Annotated in this window: 18 protein-coding genes; 2 read left to right on the top strand and 16 right to left on the bottom strand. The window is 53.7% G+C overall.

What is annotated here, in order from left to right; genetic code table 11:
• The first annotated feature begins 1 nt into the window (after position 1).
• Both METH11B_RS0116900 and METH11B_RS0116895 read left to right on the top strand, forming a co-directional pair.
• Positions 2 to 298, top strand: coding sequence for an antibiotic biosynthesis monooxygenase (locus METH11B_RS0116900; RefSeq protein ID WP_026603026.1), 297 nt, complete (start codon positions 2 to 4; stop codon positions 296 to 298).
• 2 nt (positions 299 to 300) lie between these two features.
• Positions 301 to 1,497 (top strand): iron-containing alcohol dehydrogenase, encoded by a 1,197-nt coding sequence (locus METH11B_RS0116895; RefSeq protein ID WP_026603025.1) that lies wholly within the window; start codon positions 301 to 303, stop codon positions 1,495 to 1,497.
• A 601-nt stretch (positions 1,498 to 2,098) separates the two neighbouring features.
• Here METH11B_RS0116895 and METH11B_RS0116880 read toward each other — a convergent pair.
• The 16 genes from METH11B_RS0116880 to tssA form a co-directional block, all read right to left on the bottom strand.
• On the bottom strand, positions 2,099 to 2,737 hold the full coding sequence (locus METH11B_RS0116880; RefSeq protein WP_155931136.1) for a hypothetical protein: 639 nt from the start codon (positions 2,735 to 2,737) through the stop codon (positions 2,099 to 2,101).
• Positions 2,727 to 7,103, bottom strand: a complete 4,377-nt coding sequence (locus METH11B_RS0116875) for an RHS repeat-associated core domain-containing protein (RefSeq protein ID WP_026603023.1) — start codon at positions 7,101 to 7,103, stop codon at positions 2,727 to 2,729. The genes METH11B_RS0116880 and METH11B_RS0116875 overlap by 11 nt, the downstream gene beginning before the upstream one ends.
• A 151-nt stretch (positions 7,104 to 7,254) precedes the next feature.
• Positions 7,255 to 9,207, bottom strand: a complete 1,953-nt coding sequence (locus METH11B_RS0116870) for a type VI secretion system Vgr family protein (RefSeq protein WP_026603022.1) — start codon at positions 9,205 to 9,207, stop codon at positions 7,255 to 7,257.
• 46 nt (positions 9,208 to 9,253) lie between these two features.
• Positions 9,254 to 9,502 carry a PAAR domain-containing protein gene (locus METH11B_RS0116865; RefSeq protein WP_026603021.1) on the bottom strand — a complete coding sequence of 83 codons (249 nt, stop codon included), beginning with the start codon at positions 9,500 to 9,502 and terminating at the stop codon, positions 9,254 to 9,256.
• Between the two features lie 55 nt (positions 9,503 to 9,557).
• Positions 9,558 to 10,151, bottom strand: a complete 594-nt coding sequence (locus METH11B_RS0116860) for a DUF6931 family protein (protein WP_026603020.1) — start codon at positions 10,149 to 10,151, stop codon at positions 9,558 to 9,560.
• 77 nt (positions 10,152 to 10,228) lie between these two features.
• Positions 10,229 to 10,762: a papain-like cysteine protease family protein gene (locus METH11B_RS0116855; protein WP_026603019.1), complete on the bottom strand. Its 534-nt coding sequence runs from the start codon at positions 10,760 to 10,762 to the stop codon at positions 10,229 to 10,231.
• A 469-nt stretch (positions 10,763 to 11,231) separates the two neighbouring features.
• The gene (locus METH11B_RS0116850) at positions 11,232 to 11,792 is read right to left on the bottom strand and encodes a hypothetical protein (protein WP_026603018.1); all 561 of its coding nucleotides are present in this window, start codon (positions 11,790 to 11,792) and stop codon (positions 11,232 to 11,234) included.
• A 36-nt stretch (positions 11,793 to 11,828) separates the two neighbouring features.
• On the bottom strand, positions 11,829 to 14,525 hold the full coding sequence (tssH, locus tag METH11B_RS0116845; protein WP_026603017.1) for a type VI secretion system ATPase TssH: 2,697 nt from the start codon (positions 14,523 to 14,525) through the stop codon (positions 11,829 to 11,831).
• A gap of 33 nt (positions 14,526 to 14,558) precedes the next feature.
• Entirely contained in the window at positions 14,559 to 15,614 is a 1,056-nt protein-coding gene (tssG, locus tag METH11B_RS0116840; RefSeq protein WP_020483715.1) for a type VI secretion system baseplate subunit TssG, read from the bottom strand.
• Positions 15,596 to 17,482, bottom strand: coding sequence for a type VI secretion system baseplate subunit TssF (tssF, locus tag METH11B_RS0116835; protein WP_026603016.1), 1,887 nt, complete (start codon positions 17,480 to 17,482; stop codon positions 15,596 to 15,598). Before tssF ends, tssG begins: the two co-directional genes overlap by 19 nt.
• 2 nt (positions 17,483 to 17,484) lie before the next feature.
• Entirely contained in the window at positions 17,485 to 17,988 is a 504-nt protein-coding gene (gene tssE, locus METH11B_RS0116830) for a type VI secretion system baseplate subunit TssE (protein WP_026603015.1), read from the bottom strand.
• Positions 17,988 to 18,794: a type VI secretion system accessory protein TagJ gene (locus METH11B_RS0116825; RefSeq protein ID WP_026603014.1), complete on the bottom strand. Its 807-nt coding sequence runs from the start codon at positions 18,792 to 18,794 to the stop codon at positions 17,988 to 17,990. Before METH11B_RS0116825 ends, tssE begins: the two co-directional genes overlap by 1 nt.
• A 60-nt stretch (positions 18,795 to 18,854) precedes the next feature.
• Positions 18,855 to 19,337 carry a type VI secretion system tube protein Hcp gene (locus tag METH11B_RS0116820; protein ID WP_026603013.1) on the bottom strand — a complete coding sequence of 161 codons (483 nt, stop codon included), beginning with the start codon at positions 19,335 to 19,337 and terminating at the stop codon, positions 18,855 to 18,857.
• A gap of 166 nt (positions 19,338 to 19,503) precedes the next feature.
• On the bottom strand, positions 19,504 to 20,991 hold the full coding sequence (tssC, locus tag METH11B_RS0116815) for a type VI secretion system contractile sheath large subunit (protein ID WP_026603012.1): 1,488 nt from the start codon (positions 20,989 to 20,991) through the stop codon (positions 19,504 to 19,506).
• 3 nt (positions 20,992 to 20,994) lie between these two features.
• Positions 20,995 to 21,525 carry a type VI secretion system contractile sheath small subunit gene (tssB, locus tag METH11B_RS0116810; RefSeq protein ID WP_026603011.1) on the bottom strand — a complete coding sequence of 177 codons (531 nt, stop codon included), beginning with the start codon at positions 21,523 to 21,525 and terminating at the stop codon, positions 20,995 to 20,997.
• A 45-nt stretch (positions 21,526 to 21,570) separates the two neighbouring features.
• Positions 21,571 to 22,602, bottom strand: a complete 1,032-nt coding sequence (gene tssA / locus METH11B_RS0116805) for a type VI secretion system protein TssA (RefSeq protein ID WP_020483722.1) — start codon at positions 22,600 to 22,602, stop codon at positions 21,571 to 21,573.
• Positions 22,603 to 23,129 lie beyond the last annotated feature (527 nt).

Genomic DNA, 23,129 nt, shown 5'->3' with positions numbered 1-23,129 from the left:
CATGCACGTTACCCTCGTTCACGTCCACGTCAAACCCGACCACATCGACGATTTCATTACCGCCACCCGCCTGAACCACTTGGCTTCGGTACAGGAATCCGGCAACCGCCGCTTCGACGTGCTGCAAGTCCCAGACAACCCCAGCCAGTTTATCCTGTACGAAGTCTACGCAACCGCCGAAGACGCGGCGGCGCACAAACAAACCGAACATTATCTGGCCTGGCGCGACACGGTCGCTGACTGGATGGCCCAGCCGCGCCAAGGCGTTCCTTATAAAGCCTTGTTTCCGGAGGCTTGAGCATGCAGGCTTTCAAACCGTTTTACATTGCCCGCTTGCCCAGGATTTTGTTCGGCCGCGGCCGCTTAAACGAAGCGCCGGCGCTGATCGCCGGATACGGCCGCAAAGCATTGCTGGTTACTGGCAAACAGTCTTTTTTCGGCACGCCGCGCTGGCAAAGCTTTATTGACGCGCTGGCCGGGCAAGGCGTCGAATGGCGGCATTGCGCGGTGTCCGGCGAACCGTCACCGCAACTGATAGACGACACAGTGGACCAATTCCGTAACGAGCATATTGAAGTCGTGGTCGCTATTGGCGGCGGCAGTGTATTGGATGCCGCCAAGGCCATCGCCGGCTTGCTACCCAGCGGCGACTCGGTGCTGGATTATTTGGAAGGCGTAGGCCGCAACAAACCGTATCGCGGTCCCAGCACACCGTTCATCGCGGTGCCGACCACCGCCGGCACCGGTAGCGAAGCCACCAAAAATTCGGTGCTCAGTGTCCAAGGCCCGCAAGGCTTCAAAAAATCGTTTCGCGACGAATGCCTGGTACCCGAATACGCCATCCTCGACCCGGACTTGTTGGCCAGCTGTTCGCCGGCACTACTCGCCGCCGACGGCATGGACGCATTGACGCAATTGCTGGAATCCTACGTCTCGGCCAAGGCCAATCCGTTCACCGACGCGTTGGCCTGGAGTGGCATGCAGGCCGTCAAAGACGGCTTTTTCGCAGCCTGGCACGGAGCCGAACCGGAAGCCGGCGAAGGCCGCGCCGCGATGGCTTACGCCGCGCTGTTGTCCGGCATCACGTTGGCACAAGTGGGCTTGGGTTCCGTGCACGGCTTGGCATCCCCCCTGGGCGCCTTCTTCCCGATCCCGCACGGCGTGGTATGCGGCACGCTAGTCGCTGTCGCAACCGACGTCAACATCCGCGCAATGCAAGCCCGCGAACCGGCCAATCCGGCCCTCGCCAAATACGCCGCAGTCGGCCGGTTACTAAGCGGCCAAAACGAACTAGACGACCAATTGGCCCGCGACGCATTGATCGCGCTGCTGGCCGACTGGAGTAATAGGCTGAAACTGGACCGTCTTAGCGTCTACGGTATTACCGAGGCCGACTTCCCGCACGTCATCGCCAATGCGCGCGGCAGCAGCATGCAGACCAATCCGATTGTGTTGGCGGATGAGGAGATTGGTGAAATTTTACGAAAAAGACTTTAATTCTGGCTAGCCTTGATGAATGCCGAGATGATCCAGATGGTAGTGGTAGAGGCATTCCCGCTGGCTTGGGTGTTGTCCTGTTCGTGCAGCGCCAAGGGCCGGAAGCTACCGGGTTCGAATAGATAGGTGCGGCTGCGCTGGCTATCGGTTTCTGCGAGCAGGCGCGGGCCGTCGTATCGAAACAGGGTTTCGCCTTGCGCGGTGTGTTTGGCGATGCGCCGGCCCAGGGCATCGTAGCTGTATTGGGTGATGCCGTTTGGCGTTTCGGCGCGGACTAGGCGGTTGTCGCTGTCGTATTGGTAGCGGGTGACAATGTGGCCGGCCTTGCCGCGTTTTTCTTATATTCGGTTGCCGTCCGAACGAGAACCAAGCTTTCTGATTCAGGGCTTAACTGCGAATCAGTGCACTTCCTTGCGCACGATTACGCTGACGCTAACCGTACCTGCGGGCTGAATGCCTGGCGAGGTGGGGCAGATGGAGGCTTACATAGCTACAATCTGAAGCACAAGGTGAGCCGAATATCCCCTTAGCCTGACAGACACCTATAAAAATCCAGTAACTACCAGATTAAGTTTTAACCACTACAAATTATAGGTCTGAATTAATTCAGCAATGTTCTTACAAGTTCCGGATTACCAAGCACCAAAAACCCGACCTCGCAATCATCAAATTCACCAATTTTCTTAAAAATCAATGCACCCTTATTTTGTAAGGAAACAAGCATTTTAGAATCCTCGTTAAGGTCACCGCTCCATCCCATTTCTAGCACATCTCGAATTCCACAATGACCAGGGAAGGCAACAATATAAGCGCAACGCTCATCCGCAATAGCCTTAATAACATCCTCGATTGCATGTTCATAGAATTGAGTTGCTCCAAAAAATTTCACTTTCCCATTGCTTTCCATGAGAATCTCAAGTGAATTTTCTGAATCAGGTATAACCATTCCCCTAGCTTTCAGTGCTCCCCAAAGCTTTCGATAACGAACAACACGCGTATCGGGCTGCCAAGCGGAATTACCGATCAATAGCCAAACATCGTATTCCGGAATATTTTTCGAAAATAAACCAAAAATAAAGCGCAAAATCATACAAAGCGAGTCACGGGAAGGAACATTCTTAACAGTCCAACTGGCCCCTGCAACAACATGGTCGCTCGGCCATACACCTTCCTTGAAATTAAAAACTTCGTTTTTTTCTGATAGATCATCAGTAACCCCAACCATGATTTCAGTAGTCATAATGGTTACCTGCTTCGTCATTGAAGTGCGCCCCCCGATTTTGAGAGTTGCCAACTCCGAAATCATGACCACCTGCGTCATCACGAATCCTAACGGTTTTAGTACCTCCACCCGATGTGGGAACCTCATATTCGTATATCCGACCTGGTTGGGTGTTACCCCGCCGATCCACATTCGGCAGTACCCGGCTCGGTTGTTGACTCGTAGGAACACCCGATTGACGCTTAGCCTCATTGAAAGCGCCGCTCCGTCCTGAACCAGGGGGGCTCATGTTGGGAGGCCTTGTCTCGTCCTGAAGCCCGCAATCCTTTCCGGTCAATCCTAAAGGATCAATCCAGTTCACTGGATTCTGAACATATTGGTAAAGATTACTTCCACCGGCCAACCCAATCGGATCCTGATGAACAAACCGCCCCGCATTAGGATCGTAATACCGGTTCAGGTTGTAATGCAAACCGGTTTCGGCGTCGTAGTACTGGCCTTGAAAGCGTAGCGGATTGTCGATTTCCTCAATATCTGCCAGGGCTAGGTTGCCGTAGGCGCGGTAGCGGGCAGACCAGACGATGTGGCCTTGACCGTCGGTCAACTCCCTAGGGGTGCCGAGATGATCCAGGTGGTAGTGGTAGGTGGTGCCGCTGGCATGGGTGTTGTCCTGTTCGTGCAGCAACAAGGGTCGGAAACTGCCGGGTTCGAATAGGTAGATACGGCTGCGCTGGCTATCGGTTTCTGCGAGCAGGCGCGGGCCGTCGTATTGAAACCGGGTTTCTCCTTGCGCGGTGTGTTTGGCGATGCGCCGGCCCAGGGCGTCGTAGCGGTATTGGGCGGTGCCTTGCGGGGTTTCCGCGCGCACCAGATGGTTGTCGGCGTCGTATTGGTAGCGGGTGACGATTTGACCGGCCTTGCCGCGTTTTTCTTCGATCAGGTTGCCGGCGGCGTCGTAGCTGTAGTGGCGGTCGCCCATCATCAGCAAGCGGTCGCCTTCGATTCGGCCGCCTTCCGCGCTGGCACCTAGCAGGTTTCCGGCCGGGTCGTGAACGAAGCTTTCCGGGCTGAGGCCTTCGCTACGGATCAGGCGGGCGGCGGGGTCGTAGTGGTATTGGCTGCGGCCCTGGCGCAGGTCGTCCAGTTCGCGGAGTTTGCCGGCCGCATCGTAGTTGTACTGGCGACCGATGAGCACCGCTTGGCCTTTGAGCGCGGCGCGTTGCCGCAACAAGCGCCCCAGCGGATCGTAGTCGTAGTCGGTGTTGAGTTGGCCTTGGCTACGGCCGATTTCCCGGCCCAGTTCGTCGTAGCGGTGGCTGGTGAGGGTTTGGCCGTCGAATTCGATGCTGTCCAGGTAGCGCTCGCCGAAACGGTAGTCGATGCGATGCCGGTCCGGGGTTTCGGTGTGGATGCGCCGGCCCAGCAAGTCGTATTTGTGGCGGACGATGGCGCCGTTCTGGTTTTCCTGGTTGATCTGACCCAGTGCGTTGTACCCCAACAGCACCAGGCTGTCGGCATTTTTGGCTAGTTGCAAGCGGCCCAGCGGATCGTAGCCGTATTGGCTCAGGCTGCCGTCGGCGGCATGCTTTTTCAGCAAGCGGCCGAGACGGTCGCGTTCGAAGCGGGTGACGCTCCAATCGCCGTCGGCGCCGGGTTGCAGGTAGGCTTCCAGCGCACCGGCGGCGTTGTAGCGGTAACGCTGGATACGGCCGTCGAAGCCGATTTCTTCGACCAGATTTTCGTCGCGGTCGTAGTTAAGGCTGTAGGTTTCGCCTTTCGGGTTGATCAGGCCGATCAGATTGCGTTCGCTGTCGTAGCGATAACGCATTTCATGACCCAGCGGATCGATGCGGGCGGTAGGTTGGGACAGGCCGTCGTCGTAGCGATATTCGGTGGTGTTACCCAGGCCGTCGAGGTAATGGGTCAACAAGCCGGCGGCGTTGTAGCGCAATTGCACAGTGCTGCCGTCCGCGTGCTGCACGGCCGTGACCCGGCCTGCGGCATCGTAGCCGTAACGGGTGGTGCGTTTGTCCTGATCGACGATGGCGACAATTCGATCGTCATCGTCGTATTGGTAGCGAGTCTTGATGCCATCGAAGCCGATCTCGCCGACCAGGCGCAACTGTTCGTCCCACAACAGCGAACGCGTCCGACCCAGCGCATCGGTGATGCGCACCGGTACGCCTTGGGCATTATATTGATACTGGGTGACCGCGCCGTTGGCGGCGACGGTTTCTTCCAGCCGGCCGCTAGCGTCGTAGCGGCGCAGCCAACGCTGATCCAAGGCATCGATCAGCTCTACCGGATTGCCTTGTTTGTCGTACTTGACGCGTTGACTAAAACCCAGCGCATCGGACACGCCGATCAAGCGGCCTTCTTTATCGTAACTAAAGCTGGTGATACCGCCGTCCGGCGCCACGGTTTGCGCCAGTTGATTGTCGGCGTTGTAGCTGTGGCGGGTTTCCCGGCCTTCCGGGCTGCGCTCCGAGAGTAACAGGCCTTGCGGATCGTGCCGATAAATCGCGACGCCGCCGCGCGAGTCGATGGCGTGGCTAACGCCGTCCGGCAACCATTCGAAACGGTAATCGTAGACGCCGTTATCGCCCCAGTTGTGCAGGCATTTACCTTGCGGCGTGTCTTGGTCCCATTCGAAATAAAAGTTAAAGCCGCTAGCCAGGGTACGGCGGGCGATGACGTGGTTGCGATAGGCGTAGTTCTCGCCTTGCTCGAGCCGATCGCGAGCGCCGATTAAATCGCCTTCATCGCTATACAGATAGCTCACCAACGGCTCGCCGGCCGCTTCGAATCCGCTTCCGCTACGCTTGCCGGGACGAATCGCGACAATGCGCCGGCCTTGGCGTTCCAACAGTAAATGTTTGTTCCAGCTGGCGGAGATGCGCTCGACGTCGCCGTTGGCGTCGCGGTGAAAATACAGGCTTTGGCCCTGGCTGTTGTGCCAGGCCCGCAGAGGGCAACGGCCAGACCGACCGGTGAAGGTTTTCGCCAAACCGCTAGGATCGACGATGCGATACTGGCCGTTTTCCCGGTACAGGCGAACCTGTTCCGGTAGATTAATGCTATAGGCTCCGGGCTTGGGCAAGGGCAAATCGATACGCTGACCATCGGCATTGCAGAACGTCACGCGCTCGCCGATTTCCAGCCATTCGTCCAACGGCGTCAGCCAACCATAGCCCAATTGATGATCGACATCGGATTGGCTGCTACGGTAATAACGCCGCCAAGCCAAGGGCAATGGGCCATCCCAAGTAAAGTCGATTTTTTCCAGCATTTCCTCGCCGGTGAGCATGCTGATCGGCTCGCCGGCGGTTTTGCAATCCTTACCCGGACATGCGGTTTGTTTGGAGGTGGAGGCCCCGCCAGCGGCTTCCCCCTCCGCCGCCGCGCCCGCGCGTGCCGGCGCTTTACCGGATGCCGATTTGCCGGTTGCTTGCGATGGCGTTACTGCTTCCGAGGCGGCTCCCGATTCGCGGGCCAAGCCTTTTTTTCCGCGTAAAGAACGCACTTTTGCCAACAGCGCGACGAAGGCCGCTACACCGATCACCGCGATGGCGTCCGCCAGATGCGTGGCAGCTTCGTCTAGATCTTGTTCATTGCCGGCAGTGGCCGTGATCGCCAAAAATTCGCCCAAATCGCGGGCGACACCGAATACCGCGAGCCCGAACATCAGGATGCCGCCGACCAGCATCAGAATATCGACGATTTCGCCAACCCCAAACACGTGGGCGCCAGCCCAAATAACCAATGTTGCGGCCATGATCGCCAAGCTTTCCGGACTGAGCAGCGCTTCAAACTCGCGGCGCATACTGCCGGGCAGTTTCGGCGCGGTTAAACGCAAGACTTCGGAAAATTTGCGTTCCAGCGTCCAGCTCCCCACCGTTTCCACCGGTATCGGCATAGGCATGTTAGGCGCGGGAGCCGGTTGGACCGCGCTACTACTGGCACTTGCGGGTGGCGGTGGAGGCATCGGTGCAGCGACTTTCGCTTTATCCCCCTTCAGCAGATAAAACCAGGTGTCTTTGCCTACGATGCCGTCGGCGTTAATGCCGACGCTTTGTTGATACTGGCGCACGGCATTCGCAGTAGCCTGAGCAAACCGCCCATCAAGGGCCAGGTTTGGCGACGGACTAAGACAGGCGTTGAGTAAGCCTTGCAACTGCCGAACCTCGGCACCTTGCGAGCCGGGCTTTAATGTCGATAAACCGCTACGACTCGGTACTATGCGCGGCGCGGCCTTGGCCGGTTGGCCGGGCAATACGCCTATGGGTGCCGGCCGTGGCGAAGCATCGCGAATCGTCGTGCCGGCATCGATGTTGCGCGGCCTGATTTCGGAACCCGTTGGCCTGGGGTCTTTCCATCCGGCCATCTATGCCATCCTCGGAGGCAATGCGATAGAGAAGACTGACGAAGCCTCCTCGCGCTCCAGCCTGACGCCGGTCCGGCGCCGCTTATCCCTAAAGTATCCCAGCATAATCCTTACTCAATCCGTATTGTTCTGCGCGGCGGCAAAATGACCATCAGTTAATCATGACCATCCCGCCTTTAAGGGTCAGCATGCCATCACCACTCACCGTGGTCTGCAAGCCCTTCAATTCGGCCTGGGTGTCTGCCTGGATTTTAACGGTCATACCTTTGATCGTTACGCCGCTTTGGTCGATTTTGATGCTGTTGGAGCCCACTTTAAGCTCTATGGACTGCCCGGCTTCCTCGGAAATGCTGCCGGCATTGACTTTGATGGTCCGGTTCCCCTGAGTGACTGTCAAACTATCGTTGCCTTTGTCGATTTCAACGGTGTGATTGCCGGTTTTGACCGTCAATTTATCGTTGCCTTGGTCCAGCGTGATGGTGCGGTGATTGTAGATGTCCACGGTTTGGTCGCCGGCATCTTTTTTCTCGAAGCCGATTTTTTGCACATCGTTGTTTTCAACGATACGCGTAAAGTTTTTCTCGGCGTGGATATACAGCTCTTCGTTATCTTTCTTGTCTTCGAAACGAATTTCGTTGAAGTTTTCAGCAGCCCCATTCGGCGTACTGCGGGTCTTGATACCGCTTTGGGTTTTGTTGGCATCCAAGGCATACGGCGGCATTTGTTGGGCGTTGTAAACTCGCCCGGTGATGATGGGGTTATCCGGATTGCCTTCCAGGAAATCGACGATTACTTCCTGGCCGACGCGCGGAATAAACATAGACCCCCAATTATTGCCGGCCCAAATCTGCGCAACCCGCACCCAAAATGAGCTATTTTCATTTTTTGTGCCGAGCCGATCCCAGTGAAATTGCACCTTAACCCGTCCATATTGATCGGTCAGGATTTCGTCGCCGCTTGCCCCGACGACAATCGCGGTTTGCACCCCTTGCACCACCGGCACACGGGTCCGCCGCGGCGGACGGTAGGCATATTCGGTACTGATAACGGAATAGGTACATTGAAACTCGTCCATGCCGCCCGCTTCTGCAATACCATAATCATTATTTTGAATCTGGAATTGGGTGGATACCGTCAGGTATTCGCGGTTTTGATCGGCGCGCGGAAATTCCGACAAGGTGAATTTTTGCCCCACGGCCAGCGTGCGTATATTGCCGAGGGCAACGGTTTGCTCGTGCTCCGCGCGTAGCTCTTCCATACGCAAGCGCGAGTAGCGTTCACCTTCGCTATCCACTTTGAACTCCCCCGGATAGTCGTAGACCGACTTACTGGCTTGAGCATGTTCGCCAGGCAGCTCTGTGACTTTATCCAAAGGCGCGGTCGTCGCCTCGAAATCGAAATCCTTTAAGCGGTAACTGCCGGAACGAATTTGCCGTCCGAGCCGCCATTGGTAAAAATGCTCCTCGTCGCGCCCGCCCTGATTTGCGGCTGGGTAGTATTTGACCGTGGCCGGTGTCGCTGCCGTCAACTTGGTAATGTCGTCGCATAAAACCAGGGAATGAATGCTGTCGGTATGCGTGAAGTAATAGTAGATACCTTCTTCTTCGAGCAGCCGGCTAATGAAATTGAAGTCGGTTTCCCGGTATTGCACACAAAAATCGCGGGGCTGGTAAGTGGTGGAAAATTTTGTCGTCACGTCGGTATAACCGTGCTCGGCGAGAACAGCCTTGACCATGTCCGGCACGTTTTTTGTTGCCGGCGCCGGCGATAATACTCGGCAGTTACTGGCTTGCGTCAGTAACCACACTTTCGGATGCACAATAGCCCGGTAGAAATACAGATCGCCGAGCATGCCGAATTGGTTAATCTGCGTGACAATGCCGTTGAACGGGCGTAGCGCGCCGTTATCAAGTTGCAATTTGACGGTAATGCTGGTGCCCAACACCGTTTGCAGATCAATATCGCCGTTCTCGCTCAGCAATTCCAACTCGTACTCAAACAAACTGCTCAATTGTTCTTTACCAGTCATCCGATACAGCACAAAGGTATCCGCACCGGCGGCCGTAACCACCGAAGCGGTGCGAGATTCTTGAGAAAGTGGCATGGTGAAATCCTAACGCTAAAACGATAATTTTTTGATAAAGCCGGCGTCAGCCACCGATCAATACCGTAGGGTAACCAAGGACAATGGTGCCGCCATGGGCGCACATATCGCCCATCCTGGCGGCCGGCATATTGGCTATCAAAACCGTCGCCGAGCCTTTGGCAATAGTATCCGGCGGGCCGACGCACGTCGCCATGTCGGTAGCGCGTGCTGCCGGCATTTTGCCTATCATCACCGTCGGCGCACCAGGAGGCAAAATCGGGCCACCGACGTGCGGCACGGGGCCGGTAAACATTGGACAAACATGCATATCAGTTATACGTGCAGCTGGCTGTCCCATCGCAATCTCCTTAAGCAGCCTGCCAAAGTCGGCCATTACCGCCGTTGGCAATATCAATAGCCTGATCGATAAAAAACTGGTATTTCTCATAGGCTTTTTCCGGCTGGGTCAATACCGCCGCCAACATCACCGCACCGGCCACCGCCTTGGCCGTCAGATTGTCCGCCGGAGGAACCGATGGCGCATCTTCCGGCGCCATGCTGCCATCGCTCCAAAACGCCGCCATGGCTGCCCATGCGGCAGGATTTTCGAAAGACGCACTGTGCGCGGCCTCGTTGGCGGCCCGGCGATTCGGTTCGGTTGGCTTAAATACCCATAACTCCGCAGCATCAAGCGCTTTAACGACTTCAGGGGCAGTTTGCGGGCTAACCACACTGCGCGCAGAAAGACAGGCCCACCAGGTCGCTTCCCGCTTGGGTAGCGCTCTGGCCAAAAACCGCACTGCATCGGGATAAAGTTTCTGCTCGAGCAGCGTATTCAAAAAGTCAACCGGAGCAGGATCGGCAACCAGACCTGCAACTGCCTGCTGATCCAATTGAATATCCCGGCAAATCGCCGAAGCTTTAGGAATTGATACTTTTGTTAAGGATGCCGCGCCTGCCATGTATTCCCCACTTTCCGTTCACCTTGTCGATATAAATCTGAAAACCATTCGCTAAATTCACAGTGTCTACGGCTCTTTTACCTTTTTTGGTGTGGCTGGCCCTTTCTACGTATCAATGCTCTATTTCCCCACATTAACTTAGTGTTGAAATCATTTAGCGACATCCGGGAGTTTGGCGCATTTTCCGGGTCGTGGTAGATCACTTGATTCTTATCAGTGTCCACACCGATGACAACGGAAACATGTGCTCCGGGAGCTCTCCATGACATCATCAAAGGTCCATATTCTTTAAGCAATTTAGCAAGCTGCCAACCTTTCCATTTTTTGTCAGCGGGCTCTGGAACTTCTTCCAATCCTTCGTTCTGCATCATTTTCAATTCAGCAGCGCCGCCGATAGGAAAATGACCAACATCTGTGCCGTGTATATTTTTATCGAGCGGCTTATTAAATAACTCAGGATTACCTAAACGAGGGCCTGCTTCAAAGTAATAACCCACCATACATAAACTAGCATACCAGCACCCAGTAGGGTCATCTCTGGCTGTAGCAGGATCGACATGTGCGCCAATGCCGAGTTGCGTTACAAAAGGTAAATCTAAATAAAATGACATGGCAGTTCTCCAAATTTATAACAAAACTAATGGGGATTGCCCCAGTTGGTTTGGCCCCAAAAATAGCCTTATCGGCTACCCATAAAAAACGGAATTAAGCCTTAAGGCGGTTTCACAACAGCAAATCGTCATCCAACCCAAAATAAATCGATACCGTCTGAGCAAACAGCCGGAACAAATTGCCGCCAGCCTATCCCCAGGTGGATTGTCGTACGGCGAATCCTCCATACGACCGTTTTCAAAAATTTGCACGGGGCTAGCGGTTTTTCTGCATGTATTCAGCATGCGTGCCTCGAAAAGACATTCCTCCAAGCTAGGTAGAAAATCTCATGCTATCTGCTTTTGTTTCGGAATGTGCCGGGGCCCCAGTTCTTCGAAAACATCTTGTAACTAATGCATATAAAGCCTGTTAGGCGAAAACGATCTGCCAATCAGCCCAATATGCAACCCTAAATAAAAAACCAAGTTGTTATACCAATTTGGTTTTGCCGTCTATGTAACTTTGGGATGAGGGAAAGTGCGTCACTATTTGAGCGTTGGCCGCACCACCGCCGGACTCAATCGCCACGGCGATATAATTACAAGCCGTGGCGGCTCCTCCGTTTCCGTAAAGGGTCTGTCCGCCGTAACCATCCGGGAACGTTATAGCAACAACAAATCGTGTCGCGGTACCTCCTTCCCGGAATTCACCAGAACCTTTTGAAGCCTCCCCCAAGGCATGGCTAAGAAGCTTCCAACAATCATTTATGTCGACAGGATGGTATGAGGTCTCTATCGTCATTTCATATTGCTTGAGCTTCTTGGGCGTAGGTCTTACATACAACACATCGTTATCCGTCTTTCTGGTCCACTTTTCCTTGACCTCTTTTCTCCAGTAGTAGCCACACACCGGTTTGTGATTCAAGGCAGCAATCGCGTTCTGCTTACTCCAATGACTCTTGTCATGGAATTTGGCATTATTGGCTACAGCATTGACAGAGCCGTTAAGCGCCTTGGCTGCCGCGATTGCATCACTTTTAGATACTGGCATCTCAAACTCCCCTATAAAAAACTCTTAGTATTCGCATTACAAAGATTCAAAGTCATAGCCAAACTCCCCACCAATAACCTGTACATGTACCCGTCCAATCTCGCGGCCCTCCATCATCCTTGTCAAAAACTCCTCGCTAATCTTCGGCAACACAGTATTGGTCAGGATCGCGTCTATCATCCGGCCACCGCTTTCCAACTCGGTACAACGGCTGGCGATAAGTTTGATGACCTCGTCGTCGTAAGTGAACGGTACTTTGTGCGATTCTTCGACGCGCTTTTTGATCCGGCCCAATTGCAAACGGGCGATTGCGCCTATCATTTCGTCGTTGAGCGGGTAGTACGGAATCACTACCAAACGGCCCAGCAACGCAGGCGGGAACACTTTTAACAAGGGCTCCCGAAGAGCCTTGGCAATGCCTTCCGGCTCCGGCATTAAATCCGGGTCTTTGCACAAGTTGGCGATTAGGTCAGTGCCGGCGTTGGTGGTCAGCAAGATCAAGGTATTTTTAAAATCGATGACCCGGCCTTCGCCATCTTCCATCCAGCCTTTGTCGAACACCTGGAAGAAAATCTCGTGCACATCGGGATGGGCTTTTTCCACTTCGTCCAGCAACACGACGCTATAAGGCCTGCGGCGCACCGCTTCGGTCAACACCCCGCCTTCGCCGTAACCGACATAGCCCGGAGGCGCACCTTTCAAGGTGGAAACGGTATGCGCTTCCTGGTATTCGCTCATGTTGATGGTGATGACATTTTGCTCGCCGCCATATAAGGTTTCGGCCAGCGCCAGCGCGGTTTCAGTCTTACCCACACCGGAAGTACCGGCCAGCATGAATACTCCAATTGGCTTGTTTGGGTTATCCAGGCCGGCTCGGGAAGTCTGGATGCGCTTGGCAATCATCTCCAGCGCATGGCGTTGGCCAATGATGCGTTGCTCCAGCAAATCCGGCAGTTTCAACACGGTTTCTATTTCATTTTTGACCATGCGCCCAACCGGAATGCCGGTCCAATCTTGCACGACCGCACCTACCGCCTGTTGATCGACGGTTGGCAAAATTAGCGGCGACTCGCCTTGTTGCGCATGTAATTGGGCCTGCAAGGCTTTCAATTCAGATAGCCAGGCATCGCGGTCATTGGCCGCGGCATCGGCATCTCCGGACGGTTCGGCTGCATCAACGGCATGCCCAGCCGATCTGAGTTTGCCGCGCAATTCCAAAATTTTTCCGACCAACTCTTTCTCAGCATTCCAACGCTCTTCCAAACCGCTTAGGCGCTGTTGTTCAGCTGCCAGTTTTTCATTCGCCACCTGCTCCCGCACAGTCACTTCGACACCTACTGCTTTTTCCCGGCCGATGATCGCTAACTCGGTTTCCAAGGCTTCTATGCGTTTACGGCAGTCGTCCACTTCGGCGGGCACCGCGTGTTGGCTAATGCCAACCCGGGCACAGGCGGTGTCCAACAAACTGACGGCCTTATCCGGTAATTGCCGGGCAGGTATATAGCGGTGGGATAGTTTGACGGCAGCTTCCAGCGCTTCATCCAGAATCAACACCTGGTGATGTTTTTCCTGCACTGACACCACGCCGCGCATCATGCCTATCGCTTTGGCTTCACTAGGCTCCAACACTTGCACGACTTGAAAACGACGGGTCAAGGCCGGGTCTTTTTCGATATGTTTTTTGTATTCTGCCCAGGTCGTGGCCGCGACGGTGCGCAATTGCCCACGCGCCAAAGCCGGTTTTAATAGATTGGCTGCGTCGCCGGTACCGGCCGCGCCGCCGGCGCCGACCAAGGTATGGGCTTCATCGATAAACAAAATGATGGGTTTGGGCGAGGCTTGCACTTCTTCAATCACTTGCCGCAGGCGGTTTTCGAATTCGCCTTTCATACTGGCGCCGGCCTGCAATAAGCCGACATCCAAGGTGCGCAAGCTCACATCGCGTAGTGACGGCGGTACGTCGCCGGCGACGATTTTCAAAGCAAAACCCTCGACGACCGCAGTTTTGCCGACGCCGGCCTCACCGGTCAGAATCGGATTATTCTGCCGACGGCGCATCAGAATATCGATGACCTGTCGAATCTCTTCCTCGCGACCGACGATAGGATCGATTTTGCCGTTACGCGCCTGCTCGGTCAGGTCGACCGTAAATTGTTTCAGCGCTTCCTGCTTACCCATCGCCGCCGGCGCAATCGCGCCGCTGGCTTCACCGGGGGTAGCACCGACCAACGAACCATCATTGGCAACCAAACCGTCTTCCGGTGAACCCGACACAATCTTCGGCAGCTCGTCGGAAACGGTATCCGGTTTGAGTTTCTCAAACTCTTTGGAAATGCCTAGCAACTCGTTGCGCAAGGATTTGGTTTTCAACATACCGACCAACAAATGGCCGCTACGTACTTGGGCTTCGCCGAACATCAGCGTGCCGAATACCCAGCCACGTTCGACGCTATCCTCGATATGCGGTGAGAAATCGGAAATAGCCGTGGAACCGCGCGGCAGGCGGTCCAGGGCGGTCGTCACGTCCTTGGCAATCACCGAGGCATCCAAACCGTAATGTTTGACCAAGCGGTGCAAATCGGAGTCTTGCAGTTGCAACAGTTGGCTCAACCAATGCACCAGCTCGACATAGGGGTTGCCTCTCAGTTTGCAAAACACCGTCGCGCCCTCGACGGCTTTGTAACAAACCTTGTTCAATTTCCCAAACAACTTGACTCGGCTAATTTCCGCCATGGTGTTTATTCCTCGCTAAAGTTTAAGTGTGGTTCAGCAGGCAGCATCAGCCTGTATAAACGGATTAAGCGTTAAATCATCGGCATCGCTTTCATCGCGACGCGGCCCCAACCAAGTACTCCAACCCAATTGAGCATCACCGTTCATGCTATTCGCACCAGTCGTTTCAGGTTTTCCTAAGGCCAGCTCTTCCGGTACTTCGGTTTTTTCCAGAATCAATTGTGCGTCCCAGACCATTTCGTCACCGGCATAATTACGGACAATAGCCACCAATTTGGGCAACAGCGCCCCTCCCGGCAGCAACGCCAAATACAGGCTACGGCGCAACGGCCCTATCACGACACGAAATTTATGTTGGCAACCCCAGACGCTGGCGCCGATTACGACAGAGCTCCCCAGAGAACAGGTGTCTGTGCTCCAGCCCAAACGCGTTTGCTCACGGGGCTGAATGTCCATCCACTCGCCAACGAATTCAGCAACGCGGACCGGCACTTTAAAAATATCCGAGACAATGGCCTGTAAACCTTCAGGATGTTTGGTCTGTGCGGCAAAATGCCCGGCATAAAACAATTTCCCCCGGTCTGTCAATGCGTCCCGATTCTGAAACGGCGCACCGGAAAGACCCAGCATGGCCCCAACGTAAAACCCGAAGCGATCGGAGTCCGGCCGGTCGTAATGCACTTCAGGCCGGGCGTTGGCCCAAGCCCGGTAAAACAAACTAATCATCCGATGATGGAATACATCGGCGAAACGAGAGAAAGTCGGATCGTGATGGTGGCGCTGTCGCTCCCGGGCGTATTCGGTCAAATGCAGCGGCAACGGACCATTGGGACCGAACAACCCCATAAAATTGACTGCCAATCTCGGTTTAGCCGAACCGATGCCGGCTGGAGAATAGTAATCGACTGCGGTAGCAGGAAATTCCAGCTCCGGCTCCTGGGAAAAACGCACTGCGTCATCAACCGCTTTGACGCTGGTACCGAAACGCGGTTTGTCCCTGTTCATGCATTCGATCAAGCGCACCGCCTCAAAAAAATCGAAGCGCGACGCATCCTTCGTCAATTCACCGATTAAATCGTGTGCCGACATCCCATCCTCGCAGGCCAGCGCGCCACTTCACCGCGGTCGGTGGTACGAACCACCGTCTCGACGAAAGAATTGATCGATACATACCGAGCGAAAAAGCGCTCCAATACCGTTGCCAACAGAAAATAGCCGCCACCTTCAAACGCCGACTCGTCCAGCGTGACAGTAATTTCCAAACCGCGCCCGAACACCATCGGCCCCTTGGCATCGATGCGTCTGACTACATTTTTGGAGGCTACGGAAATCACGCCCTCGATCTGCTTCTTGATGGCCGGTTCACGTTGATCGGCATACAGGCCCAATAATTCCCGCAATGCCGCCGCGCCGGTCTTGGCATCGGTATCCAGCAGCGACAGATAGTTCAGTGACAAATGATTGATTAGCCGCCACACGGTATCCGCCTCATAAGCAGCGGGCAACGGCCGGGTCGGGCCGGCGATGCAACGTATCGACTTCACCGGCGCACTAACCTGCAAAGTAAAGTCGGTATCACCTTGACCGACAGGCATCACCAGCGGCAAATCACGGTTAGTGCATAATGTTTCCAAACCCAATTGCGCCAATTTACTGGAATAAGGTGTCTGAGCCGCATCGACCAACGACACAAAAACTTCGCTGCCGATATAACTGGAACGTACGCCCTTGCGACGCTGATTGGATGACAGCACCCGATTCACGCGCCGTAGACTGAAAAATGCGGTTTCACCTGCGTGTTGGTAGGACGCTTTAGAGCCGTAAAAGGGCAAAAAGACCTGCTCATTACCCTGATCAGCACCAAAACCAGTGGCTTCATTGACACTATGCACTTCGTAATCCATCGGCCGGCTGCGATCCACCACAACGTGATATTCAGACTGACGCTGGTCGATATGGATCCGGTCGGCACGTTTAGGGAACAAGTTGATAGCCGGCACGCAGAACAAAGCCAAATTGTTCTGATCCAATACGTTAATCAGTTGCGGCTCGCTGCGGTCAAACAGCACGAACAACTCAATTTGTTCGCTATCGCAGGCGGCCGCCAGATCGCCGAGTCCGCTAAGTTCGACAAATAGATAACGATCCGGGAAAGCGAAATATTCCTGCAATATTCGATAACCGTCGAACGAGCGCGGCGTCTGTCTGAGTAAAGCCTCGTCCGGTTCGAAACCCAGCCCGCGTATTGCGCCAGCAGATAGCGCACGAATTTCCGTCGAGGCACCGTTATGGAAACTGCCGACGATGCCGCTGGCATTCGCCAGCAGTTGTTCGTACAAGCGATACGGGATATTACCGACACCGCGCAGAAAGAGCGGCAGCCGGTCCAGGGCAATTTCGTTGAACTTTAAACCGCCGACACTGTTCAGGACGATACGTAATGCCGCCTTGACCGGTCTGCGAAAATGTTTGGCCGTCAAGCCGCGACTGGAAACGGCGGCCAAACTCGGCAGATATTCAATTTGGCCTATTTGCAACGGCAACAGTTGCACGTCTTGCGACGTACGGTACTCGCAGGCGGTTTGTTCGCCTCTGGCGATCTGGCTGCGCAACACCGTATCCTTGGTTATCGTGACCCCCTCTGCCAGAGCCGCTTCGGCAAAATCCGGTTTTAACTCCACCACGGTCATCGAAGGCGTAGCCGACAAATAGTGTGGATAGATAATCTGCAATAATTGCTGGGTAAAGTTGGGGAATTCGGAATCGACCTTCAATTGCACCCGAGCAGCCATAAAGGCAAAGCCTTCGAATAAGCGCTCTACGTAGGGGTCGGAACATTCGAACGTATCCAACCCCAAGCGATTGGCTATTTTCGGAAACTCTGCGGCAAACTCCGCGCCTACTTCACGGACGTATTGCAATTCGCGGTTATAGTATTTAAGCAGCCGGGGATCCATCGTTAACCGTCCAGTTCCTTCACGCTGATTTCGCCGGTTTCCAAATCCAGATCGCTGCGAATGTATAAATGTATCGGCAACGGCTGCGCCCACAAATCGCCTTCGATACGAAACGACAGCGCCTTGTGATTCATTTGATCATCGGCTTTCGCCAATTCCACCGACAGCGAGTCCGCCAAGATTCTCGGCTCGAAATCGTTAATCGCCTGCCTGACTTTGCGTTCGATCTTTTTAACGTCAATCCCGGTCAGCGAAACGCCGGAAAGGACCGGCGTTCCGTAATTCAGTACCGAACGCGCTACAAACGGATAGTCGGCCAAATTGACCATGCTCTCAAACGCCGCGGTATTAAGCAGCCAGCTTAAATCACGTAATACGCTTTGCCGCAACTGGCGTAAGGACATCACGCGTTGCTCGCGGGTTTCCGCGCGTTTGTCGGGAGCTTCATCGGTCAACCGATCCAGCAGGGATGGTTGAAGACGTTCCGCATGCAGTAAATCGGCCATTATTCAAGCCCTGCCGGCGCATTGAATTCTATAGTACGGACATCCAGCAACGCGTAATCGTCGACGTCGGTGGCCAATAAGCGCTGTCCCTTACCATGCATTACAGCGTCGGCGACTTCGTTCCATTCGGTTAGACGCGACAGGCGGATGCGAGCGTCCGAGTCGGCTTCCGAGCCCGGATAACGGCAAGGTATCAAGCCGCTGGCTTCGCCGCCATTGATCCAGGTAAATTGCGCCGGTATCCATACCAAATCGCGTAAATCGGTGGGTTTTTCCAGCTGTATCTTGCTGATCTGCATAAACGGCACCCAGTAGTAGCGGCCATTGACGATGGCCTCCAACACCGGCCCCAAACGGCTATCAGCGTCCGCTAACCACTCAAACGGCGTACCGTCCAGCGCTCCGGCAGTAGCCGGTGCCTGCTGCAAAGCCTCTGTTCGTAACGCTGCGGCCTGCTGAAAATCACCGTTGTTTTCCCGTATTAGGGCTTCTAGCAGTAAAGCCAACCACGCTGGCGGCTCGCCAAAAATCAGCGGCGTTTTGCGTGCGGCAAACACGTCCTTGCGCAACGCTTCGCAGAGTAAAACTTGTTCGTAGGTACTAACCATCAATAAGGTGGAGGCGTCCAAGTCGCGCAGCACATTAAGCTGATTTAGCGCCTTGTCCCATAAGCCCTGCACGCAATACAGCTGAAACAGCAGGATCCGAGATTTAGGATCGGCCGGATTTTGTCTGATGTGCTGCTGGGTCTGCTGCAATGCCGCGTCCAGCTCGCCTTCGGCGATAAGACGTGAAACGTCCTGCATACGATTCTCCGATGAGTGTAAAAATAACCCCAGTGGTGTTGGTTCCACCGGGGTCGGGGATTACACGGTTTCGTTTTTCATCAAGTTCCAGCCTTTGAATGCGCCGGCGGCCGGTGCTTCGCCTTCGCCGAAAGTGTTGTACTTCATTTTTATTTCGTTGAAGTTGATGGATATGCTCTCGTGAGGGCGGTCACCGCCGCTGGATTGGCTGTAGCCGCTGATGATAGCGTCGGCCAGTTCGATTTCCAGATACACTTGACCCTTGGCATCTGCGCCGCCGGTTTGAATGAAATGGAATGTTGCTGTGCCTAAGCTTTTGCCGCAGATAGACTGCATCCACAGGTCCACGGACGCGATGTCCATGCTTTTAGTCAGGGTGACTTCGGAAAACGAAGGATTGCTGGTATCGCGGTCTTTGCCGACGCCGCTGGTGGAAATAGAACGACCTACGCCCATTTGCAAACTGTCTACGGTAATCCAGTCCGTATGGCTGGCTACGGTGCTATCGCCTTTAATTTCTGTCGCGAATTTTAATAAGATCATAATGCTCTCCTTTCGAAGTTAGTGATAAAAATATAAACGGGTATCCACCCACTGATTTACAGCTCCGGCAAGCCGGGATATAAAACGACTTACCGCCACTGCCGGGAATTTCGTATTACTACCCCGGCAACTAGCGTACTTCCTAGCCTTATTCAACGAATAGGACCTAACCTTTTTGCGACGGTAATTTAGATGTCAGTCGCAAGGAAACCGTCAACCCTTCCAACTGATAGTGCGGCCTCAGGAAAAACTTAGATTGATAATATCCAGGATTACCCTCGACTTCCTCGACCACCACTTCCGCGCCAGCCAATGGTCGACGCGCTTTATCTTTTTCGGTGGCCACAGCCGGATTGGTCAACACGTATTGGCTAATCCAGGTGTTCAACCACGCCTGCATGTCTTGGCGCTCCTTGAACGAGCCGATTTTGTCTCGAACGATGCATTTCAGGTAGTGCGCAAACCGGCAGGTAGCAAACAAGTAAGGCAGACGCGCCGCCAGATTGGCGTTGGCGGTAGCATCCGGATCAGTGTATTCAGCCGGTTTTTGCAGCGATTGCGCACCGATGAATGCGGCGAAATCGGTATTTTTTTTGTGCAACAAGGGCATGAAACCGCTTTTGGCCAATTCCGCTTCACGGCGGTCGGTAATGGCGATTTCGGTCGGGCACTTCATGTCGACGCCGCCTTCATCGGTCGGAAACGAATGCACCGGTAATCCTTCCACTGCGCCACCCGATTCAATACCGCGAATCTGCGAACACCAACCGTAATATTTGAACGAGCGATTGATGTTGACTGCCATCGCGTAAGCAGCATTAGACCAAGTATATTTACTGCTATCGGCCCCAGAGGTATCTTCTTCGAAATCAAACTCTTCGACCGGATCGGTTTTCGAGCCATAGGGTAAACGGCTCAGGAAGCGCGGCATAGCCAAACCGAGGTAACGCGAATCTTCGGACTCCCGCAACGAGCGCCACGCCGCGTATTCCGGCGTTTGAAAAATTTTGGTCAAATCGCGTGGATTGGCCAATTCAGACCAACTTTCCATTTGCAGCACCGATGGCGCCACGCCGGAAATGAACGGGGTATGCGCGGAGGCGCTGATTTTTGCCATCTCGCCCAACAATTCCACATCTTGCGGACTGTGATCGAAATGGTAGTCGCCCACCAAGCAACCGAAGGGTTCGCCGCCAAACGTGCCGTATTCTTCTTCGTACAATTTTTTGAACAGGGGGCTTTGGTCCCAGGCAGTACCTTTGAATTTTTTCAGCGTTTTACCCAGCTCGTTTTTGGTGATATTCAACACCCGAATTTTCAACATTTCGTCGGTTTCGGTGTTGTTGACCAAGTAATGCAAGCCGCGCCAAGCGCCTTCCAGTTTTTGAAAATCGGGATGGTGTATGACGAGATTCAATTGTTCGGTGATTTTCTGATCCAGGCTGGCGATAATCGACTGGATCGTTTTAATGGCATCGTCGGATACTTTGGAAACATCCTGCAACGCGTATTGCGCCAGCGTTGTTACTGCGGTATTGACCTGATTGGCTGCCTCGGTGCCTGGTTTGAACTCCTTGGATAATAATGCGGAAAAATCGTCCAATTCCAGGGTTTGGGTAGCGCCTTGTCCGCCTTGGGTTTCTAATTCAGCCATGGCTTACTCCCCTTTTCCTTCAGCCGCATCACCGCCTGCTTCCGCCGGTTTCGCCGAAGCAGCCAAGGTTTGTAACAACGCGGGGTCGTTAACTAACTTCGCGATTAATTCCTCTGCGCCGGTTTTGCCGTCCATATAGGTAATCAAATTGGACAACTGGGTTCTGGCTTCCAACACTTTGTCCAAACCTGCCACTTTTTTGGCAACGGCTGCCGGAGAAAAGTCATCCATACTTTCGAACGTAATGTCGACGTTCAAATTGCCTTCACCGGTCAAGGTATTGGCAACTTGAAACGCGACCCGCGGTTTCATCGATTTCAATCGATCATTGAAATTATCGACATCGATTTCCAACAATTTACGATCAGCCACCGGTGCCAACGGTTCAGCCGGCTTGCCGGACAAATCCGACATGACGCCCATCACGAACGGCAACTGCACCTTTTTCTCGGAACCATAGAGTTCGACATCGTATTCAATCTGCACCCGGGGAGCCCGGTTTCGTTGTATAAACTTCTGACTACTTTCAGCCATTGTATTCTCCGCTTGACATTAAGAAGGACTACCAAAAATCAGTTTCTAACTCGGGTCGGGACCCTTTATCGCAGTTATTTGGGAAAGCGCATCCGGCATTAAGTTTTGGACGATTTCCAGGAAATCCGCGTTTGCCAGATGCTTGGCCCGGCGCAACAAAATGGGCACGGGACTAGACGGCTCGTAATCCGCATAATATTTACAAAGCGCATCCAAAGTTCTCACCACATCTTGACGCGACTCAATAGCACCGCCCACTGCTTTGGATTTGACTGGCTTTACATCATTACCTGCCTCGGCGGTGCTGCCATCGTCGATTGCCTCACTCTCGACATCGCTAGACAACCGCGACCCGGCGTAATGATCGAAATCATCCCGGACTTCCTTCAGTAAAGCTTTCAACGGCGTCAATACCGCGCCTTGGCTGGCTCCGACTTTTTCGTTAACGAAAGCGTCGATCCGCTCGACAATTTTGATGCTATCAAGTACCGCCTGATAATTATCGGTTAACGCCGCGTCATCCATATCCAGAAAAGCCGCGTTGATAGCGCCATTGTCTGGCTTTGCAAGGCCCTTGGGCACTTCCAGCCGGTCGGTTGCATACTGAATGTCACGCAAACAAAACCTGCCGATTGCTTTCGACTCAACCAGCACCGCCAAACTTAGGGGCCTGATTATCAGGTCGAAGCTGGCAAGCTCTTCCAAAATATTGATTCGCGACGTCGGATCCATACCATCGTCGGGATCAAGCTGAGGGTGTATGGAATCCCAATAACGAGTCAAAGATTCTTCCAGAAAGCCCAGTCCATCGCGAAAACCTCTCCAACCTTCAACGTTGATCAGTGTCCGGATCAAGTACAAAATGACTTGCAAATCTTTGGAACGTTGCAACAACGCCAAGGCCTCTTTATAGACCTCGCGCCAGTTAGGCGGTAGCGCTTTCTCTCCAGAAAACTGATTTTCCGGGGTCCCTAAAATATTGGTGTCCAACGCCACTCTGGCATTGTCATACTCAAGGTTATCGCCACAAGGCTGCTCGGCCGAAACAGGTTCTAGTAATCCGGACAAATCCGCCATTTTTACGCCTCTATGGTCATGCAATTGTTAACATCAACCGATTGAAAAGCTGCAACGAAACCTTGTGCCTGGCGCCCCGTTTCTTACAATCGACCCAATTCTATACTGCCCCGGACTTGTTACGCCTTTATTAAGCCCAAAACTAATTCGCATTAGTCTAGTCGGTTTTTCATGTCACGCTTTAAACTAAAACAACCCTAAATGTCGCAGAATCTTATACCTATCAATTTGCATTTGCTCATCAATAGGTAACTCATCTTTATCATTTAACATGCCAACTTATGAACCCATCGCCAAGCAAACTATAAGACATTGAAATAAAATAACTTACAACTGAATCAGCGTATTAAATCGCAACATGGACACACCATTGCAAAGACAAGTCGGCACGATATTTCGTAACGGATACGATATTCGGTACTTGCGGATGGGCTACCGAGATGGGAAATACCGTTTTCCATTGAGAAAATCCGTCTAGTGTTTCGTGGCGCTAAAACCTCGCGGTCTTAGCGTCGCCAAATGATCAC

Origin of the sequence: Methylomonas sp. 11b, from assembly GCF_000515215.1 — a bacterium.
Lineage (GTDB): Bacteria > Pseudomonadota > Gammaproteobacteria > Methylococcales > Methylomonadaceae > Methylomonas.
This window is presented reverse-complemented; position numbering and strand designations above follow the sequence as displayed.

Excerpts from the sequence above, each read along its gene's own strand:
- METH11B_RS0116900 (WP_026603026.1), top strand. The coding sequence starts at position 2 with ATGCACGTTACCCTCGTTCACGTCCACGTCAAACCCGACCACATCGAC.
- METH11B_RS0116895 (WP_026603025.1), top strand. The coding sequence starts at position 301 with ATGCAGGCTTTCAAACCGTTTTACATTGCCCGCTTGCCCAGGATTTTG.
- METH11B_RS0116880 (WP_155931136.1), bottom strand. The coding sequence starts at position 2,737 with ATGACTACTGAAATCATGGTTGGGGTTACTGATGATCTATCAGAAAAA.
- METH11B_RS0116875 (WP_026603023.1), bottom strand. The coding sequence starts at position 7,103 with ATGGCCGGATGGAAAGACCCCAGGCCAACGGGTTCCGAAATCAGGCCG.
- METH11B_RS0116870 (WP_026603022.1), bottom strand. The coding sequence starts at position 9,207 with ATGCCACTTTCTCAAGAATCTCGCACCGCTTCGGTGGTTACGGCCGCC.
- METH11B_RS0116865 (WP_026603021.1), bottom strand. The coding sequence starts at position 9,502 with ATGTTTACCGGCCCCGTGCCGCACGTCGGTGGCCCGATTTTGCCTCCT.
- METH11B_RS0116860 (WP_026603020.1), bottom strand. The coding sequence starts at position 10,151 with ATGGCAGGCGCGGCATCCTTAACAAAAGTATCAATTCCTAAAGCTTCG.
- METH11B_RS0116855 (WP_026603019.1), bottom strand. The coding sequence starts at position 10,762 with ATGTCATTTTATTTAGATTTACCTTTTGTAACGCAACTCGGCATTGGC.
- METH11B_RS0116850 (WP_026603018.1), bottom strand. The coding sequence starts at position 11,792 with ATGCCAGTATCTAAAAGTGATGCAATCGCGGCAGCCAAGGCGCTTAAC.
- tssH (WP_026603017.1), bottom strand. The coding sequence starts at position 14,525 with ATGGCGGAAATTAGCCGAGTCAAGTTGTTTGGGAAATTGAACAAGGTT.
- tssG (WP_020483715.1), bottom strand. The coding sequence starts at position 15,614 with ATGTCGGCACACGATTTAATCGGTGAATTGACGAAGGATGCGTCGCGC.
- tssF (WP_026603016.1), bottom strand. The coding sequence starts at position 17,482 with ATGGATCCCCGGCTGCTTAAATACTATAACCGCGAATTGCAATACGTC.
- tssE (WP_026603015.1), bottom strand. The coding sequence starts at position 17,988 with ATGGCCGATTTACTGCATGCGGAACGTCTTCAACCATCCCTGCTGGAT.
- METH11B_RS0116825 (WP_026603014.1), bottom strand. The coding sequence starts at position 18,794 with ATGCAGGACGTTTCACGTCTTATCGCCGAAGGCGAGCTGGACGCGGCA.
- METH11B_RS0116820 (WP_026603013.1), bottom strand. The coding sequence starts at position 19,337 with ATGATCTTATTAAAATTCGCGACAGAAATTAAAGGCGATAGCACCGTA.
- tssC (WP_026603012.1), bottom strand. The coding sequence starts at position 20,991 with ATGGCTGAATTAGAAACCCAAGGCGGACAAGGCGCTACCCAAACCCTG.
- tssB (WP_026603011.1), bottom strand. The coding sequence starts at position 21,525 with ATGGCTGAAAGTAGTCAGAAGTTTATACAACGAAACCGGGCTCCCCGG.
- tssA (WP_020483722.1), bottom strand. The coding sequence starts at position 22,602 with ATGGCGGATTTGTCCGGATTACTAGAACCTGTTTCGGCCGAGCAGCCT.